Origin of the sequence: Corynebacterium sp., assembly GCF_030530965.1 — a bacterium.
Lineage (GTDB): Bacteria > Actinomycetota > Actinomycetes > Mycobacteriales > Mycobacteriaceae > Corynebacterium.
In genome coordinates this window covers 1-4,748 of sequence record NZ_JAUMTY010000081.1, presented here as the reverse complement: position 1 = coordinate 4,748, position 4,748 = coordinate 1, and the positions used below count along the sequence as shown (strand labels likewise).

General features: G+C 58.6%; 6 protein-coding genes. 4 read left to right on the top strand and 2 right to left on the bottom strand.

Going from position 1 to position 4,748, the window contains the following annotated elements; genetic code table 11:
- Positions 1–268, bottom strand: a 268-nt coding sequence (locus Q3981_RS10100; RefSeq protein ID WP_303125899.1) for a hypothetical protein, incomplete at its 3' end; no start/stop codon positions are given.
- Between the two features lie 14 nt (positions 269–282).
- Positions 283–1,896 carry a PepSY domain-containing protein gene (locus Q3981_RS10095; RefSeq protein ID WP_303125897.1) on the bottom strand — a complete coding sequence of 538 codons (1,614 nt, stop codon included), beginning with the start codon at positions 1,894–1,896 and terminating at the stop codon, positions 283–285.
- Positions 1,897–2,183: 287 nt separating this feature from the next.
- On the opposite strand from Q3981_RS10095, the gene Q3981_RS10090 reads away from it, so the two are divergent.
- The 4 genes from Q3981_RS10090 to Q3981_RS10075 form a co-directional block, all read left to right on the top strand.
- Positions 2,184–2,942: a 3'(2'),5'-bisphosphate nucleotidase CysQ gene (locus tag Q3981_RS10090; protein ID WP_204088138.1), complete on the top strand. Its 759-nt coding sequence runs from the start codon at positions 2,184–2,186 to the stop codon at positions 2,940–2,942.
- A 93-nt stretch (positions 2,943–3,035) separates the two neighbouring features.
- A complete protein-coding gene (locus Q3981_RS10085; protein ID WP_303125894.1) occupies positions 3,036–3,854 on the top strand; it encodes a thymidylate synthase in 819 nt (272 codons plus the stop codon).
- Between the two features lie 29 nt (positions 3,855–3,883).
- A complete protein-coding gene (locus Q3981_RS10080; RefSeq protein ID WP_303125892.1) occupies positions 3,884–4,549 on the top strand; it encodes a dihydrofolate reductase in 666 nt (221 codons plus the stop codon).
- A gap of 41 nt (positions 4,550–4,590) precedes the next feature.
- Positions 4,591–4,748 (top strand): glutaredoxin domain-containing protein (locus Q3981_RS10075; RefSeq protein ID WP_303125902.1); only part of this gene is annotated, 158 nt, incomplete at its 3' end.

Below are 4,748 nucleotides of genomic sequence, written 5' to 3'. Positions count from 1 at the left end.
ATGAACATGCCGCCAACCCTAAGGCCACGCCGGCTCCCATTCCGGCGACGAGGAATGAACGCCGCGAGAGCCGCCGCTCGTTGGCTCGGGGAGCTCGCGATGACGAGCGATGGGCCCGTCGTAACGGATAATGGTGTGAGAACCGCTCCTCTCGTGAGGCGTGCTGCTGAACTGCGTTAGCCGATGATTCCCGCTGTTCCTGCGGCAATTCGTCGCCGTGGCGGTCGTCGGGGGAGCTACTGGATACCTCTCGAGGATTCTCAACCATGAATTTAGGTTAGCCTAGGCGTTGGCCTCAGCGAAAGAGGTATCTTTCGACGAGCTGTCGTGATCGCGTCGGCCTTTCCACCGCATCACGAAGCCGATCACGATATCCAGGGCAAGGAAAGCGAGAGCACTGATCGCAAAGAGCGGAGCTAAGAGGCCGTATCCAATCAGCAGAATCGCCGCTACCGCGAACCCGATGATCGAGGACCTCCTCCATGCACCTCGGCGGGGTGCCCGTCCGAAGTTCGACCGGAAACCGTTCCGGTTCCGCGTCGGGCGTCGCTGCCACCACATCATGTAGCCGCGGACGACAATGATGCAGATCATGATGGCGAGGGCTCCCAGCGCGACCTGGCTCACGATGCCAAAGAGAATGCCCATGTGGAGTTGGATCCCCCACTCGGCCAGTTTCGCCGCGAAGGGCCAGTCTTTAAACCACACGGTGTCAACAACTTGCCCTGTTTCCCCGTCGACAGAGACGGAATCGTGGCTGAAGTACCACGGGACTCGCAGGTCAGTGACAGTCCAGGCTTCACCCGGCGCGGCAGGGGCCGTCGCCTCAAAGCTGGCTTTAATCCCGGCTTGTTTGGCTGACGACATGACCGTGTCGACGTGGTTTTGCGCTTCGAGAACCGAATCGTGGGGTGTCAGCGCGGGCGAGTCAGAGCTCATGCCACTGTGGCCGCTGTGATCGCCGTGTCCTCCGTGGTGGCTGTGAGCCATGGAAGCATCGGGGGAACCGACGCTCTGCGAGACGGTGGTGTCGGGGGTGGGCTTGGCCCAGTTGAGCTGGACTCGCCAGTCTGCGATTTGAGCGCCCGCGTACTTTGACCAGGTCAAACCGGTGGCAGTGAGGAACAGCATCCCCAGGCACGCCCACGTCCCGATGATCGCGTGCCGACGCATACTCTTCGGGCGCCCGGTTAACAGTTTCGACGTTGAGTGGGATTCTGATCCCGTGGCGCGCTTTTTCTTGTTCTTGTCATAGACTTTTCGCCACCACATGACGAGCCCAGAGACAGTCAGCACACCCAACCAAGCGGCAGCTGTTTCAGCGTAGATACGCCCTGGCTCCCCGAGGAAAAGGTTGCGGTGCGCGCGGTCAGTCCATTCGCGGAATCGGAGGGAGGAGGAACTGCCGAACTGGACGGTGTCGCCAACGACTTCGCCGGTATAGGGATTGACCATGACCACTCGGCGGTAGCTCTTCGAGGGCAAAGAGGGGTCATTGAAGAGAACGCGGGTGGTGGCACGGTCGTCGTTGCGGATCTGCACGCCGCTGAAGGTGAGGTCCGGGTGCCGCTCCGCTGCGGTGCGTATTTGGTCTTTGACGTCTACCCGCTGATGGCTATGGACATCGGAGGCCGGGACGTACATTTTGTCGTGGTCGACGATGGACTCAATGCTTGGTGCAGCTGCGTAGAGCAAGCCGGTCACGGCTGCGATGAGGATGAAGGGGCCCACAAAAACGCCGGCGTAGAAGTGGATCCGGTGGATCATGGCCCGCACGCTGCCGCCGCGATGCGGGAAGCGTGGTCCGCGACGACGGCTACGCTGGCCGTCGTTCACGTCGTCGTGGTTTTCACTCTGTTGTTCGGGATGAAAATCGCTTTGTGTTGTCAGGGTCACGTATTAATTAGTCGAGCGTTATGGTCTGATAGTTCCTTGCGAAGGCGAATCGAGTTCCCATCGCCGCCGCTACTACCCCCGTCGGCCCCTGTAATCTGTTCTTTTTTCATCATTAACGGGGGTGATTGTCACGACTGTGTGTAACGACGAGATGCCCTTCCTACACGCCGTGCCGACGTCGTCAATCCAGCGTGATCCATCAAGCGAGCTCCGGGGCACGCTTAGGCCGGGACCGATCCCGCCCCCGTGGTGGAGACAAACGACTGACAACGGCTAAAGTCGTCTACGTGAGTGCTTACGTTGACGATGCCACCCTTGCCCTGCGCCTTGCGACGGGAACTAGTGAGATCCTGAAGGGCGTCCGTTCCGTCGGTTTGCTTGAAGGACCTGGCCTCGGCGCGGCGGGTGATGACTTAGCCCAGACGTGGATAGAGCGCGTACTCTCCCGTCACCGCCCCGATGATGGTTTTTTGTCAGAGGAAGCCGCAGATAACTTAGAGCGGCTGAAGAAAAACCGCGTGTGGATCGTCGACCCCCTCGACGGCACCAAGGAGTTTGCCGGCGGACGCCAAGACTGGGCAATCCATGTTGCACTCGTAGAAAATGGCATTCCGACGCACGCTGCTGTCGGACTTCCCGACGCTGGCCAGGTCTTCCATACTGGTTCGGCCAAGGCTGTGATGGGCCCACGGGCTAACAAGATCGTTGTGTCACACAACCGTCAGCCTGAGGTCGCGCAGGTCATTGCCGACAAGCTCGACAGTGAAGTTGTTCGCATGGGCTCTGCTGGCGCGAAGGCCATGCACGTGTTGCTCGGCGACTATGACGCCTATGTCCATGCTGGTGGCCAGTACGAGTGGGACTCTGCAGCCCCGATCGGTGTGTGCACCGACGCTGGCCTGCACTGCTCGCGTCTTGATGGTTCGCCACTGCGCTACAACAACGAGGATGTTTACCTCCCCGATGTTGTTATTTGCCGCCCGGAGTTGAAGGACACCATTTTGGAGGCTGCCGCCGAGTTCAAGAAAGAGCACGGACACTACTAAGCCCCGCGTCGTCGGTAATTAGTCTCAGCCCCGGTGACCAGGTGTTTGTGGGCGCACGGCCACTGAAATTAAAAAAGCGCTACCATGACTGGCATGTCCGCGAGCGAGAGTACTGCTATTCCGACGCCATATGAAGATCTTCTCCGTGAGATTCTGAAAGACGGCAACCACCGGGATGACCGCACCGGCACGGGAACGACGAGCCTCTTCGGGAAACAGATGCGGTTCGATCTCTCCGAGTACTTCCCTCTTCTCACCACCAAGAAGGTGTTCATGCGTGGGCTTTCGGAGGAGCTGTTTTGGTTCCTCCGGGGTGAATCCAATATCCACTCATTACTCGAAAAGAATGTCCACATCTGGGACGAGTGGGCCGATGAGGACGGAAATCTCGGGCCAATTTATGGGGTGCAGTGGCGGTCATGGCCGACGCCGGACGGCGGCACCATCGACCAAATTTCGCAAGCTCTGGACATGATTAAGAACAACCCAACGTCCCGCCGGATTATCGTATCCGCCTGGAATGTTGCGGATGTTCCATCGATGGCGCTGCCACCGTGCCATCTTCTTTTCCAGTTTTATGTTGCCAATGGGAAGCTCTCCTGCCAGCTGTATCAACGCAGCGCCGACATGTTCTTGGGCGTTCCCTTCAACATCGCATCGTATGCGCTCTTGACTCATATGATGGCCCAACAGGCAGGGCTTGATGTCGGAGAGTTCATTTGGACCGGTGGCGATTGCCACATTTACGACAACCACCGCGACCAGATTGACCTTCAATTATCTCGGGATCCACGCCCTTATCCGACGCTCTCGTTAACCAAGGCTGCGGATTTATTCTCGTACACCTGGGACGATGTCGATATCCTGAACTATAACCCGCACCCAGCCATCAAAGCACCGGTCGCGGTGTAGCCAATTCCACTACACAGGCGGTGAGCTCAATGTCTACTTCATCCTCCACAGGCGTTCACTCGCCCACTCGTGGCGACGCTTCCCCGTCCCCACGTCGAACAGTGGAACCCGAACAACCGCTCATCGGGGTTATCTGGGCCTCTGATAGGGACGGGGTCATTGGCGACGGCACACGAATGCCGTGGCACGTCCCCGAAGACATGGCACACTTCAAGCAGTTGACCTGGGGCGTGCCCGTGATCATGGGCAGCGCAACCTGGTCAAGTATTCCCTCGCGTTTCACGCCACTGCCTGGACGTACCAATATCGTTCTCTCCCGACGCTGGAGTGACGAAGACACCCCCGAGGGCGTCATCCTTCACCATTCGTTGGACGCAGCGTTTAAGGATATTCCCCACCCGGTGTTCACCCGGCGCGTCGCACCGGAAAATGTGGACGCATGGGTCATCGGTGGGGGCGAAGTTTACCGGGAGGCTCTCACGCGCCCGGAGGTCCGGCTGGCCGTTCTCACGGAAATCGACGCAGCTGTCGGGCACTATTTCGACCATCCCGTCACTGCCCAGTTGTCGTCGGAGTGGGTGCCGTCGTCACGAAGTGAGTGGAAAACGTCCCGCAACGGAACGATCATCGGTGATGGCAGCGATGGCCGCGACACCCAGCCACTTCGCTATCGGTTCTGCTATTTCAGCAAGTAAACCATGCCAATCAATCCACTGTGGCGCTATAGTGGGGCGTTATGAGTGAAGTTATTCAGAAAAATAATCCGTCCGGAAACGAGACCGCAGCCACGATCTACTACGCAACATGGTGTCCGTTCTGCAAGAAGCTCATAGAGAATTTGGATCGCACCGAAACGCCGTATTCTCTTATCGACATTGACCAGTCGGAAGAGGC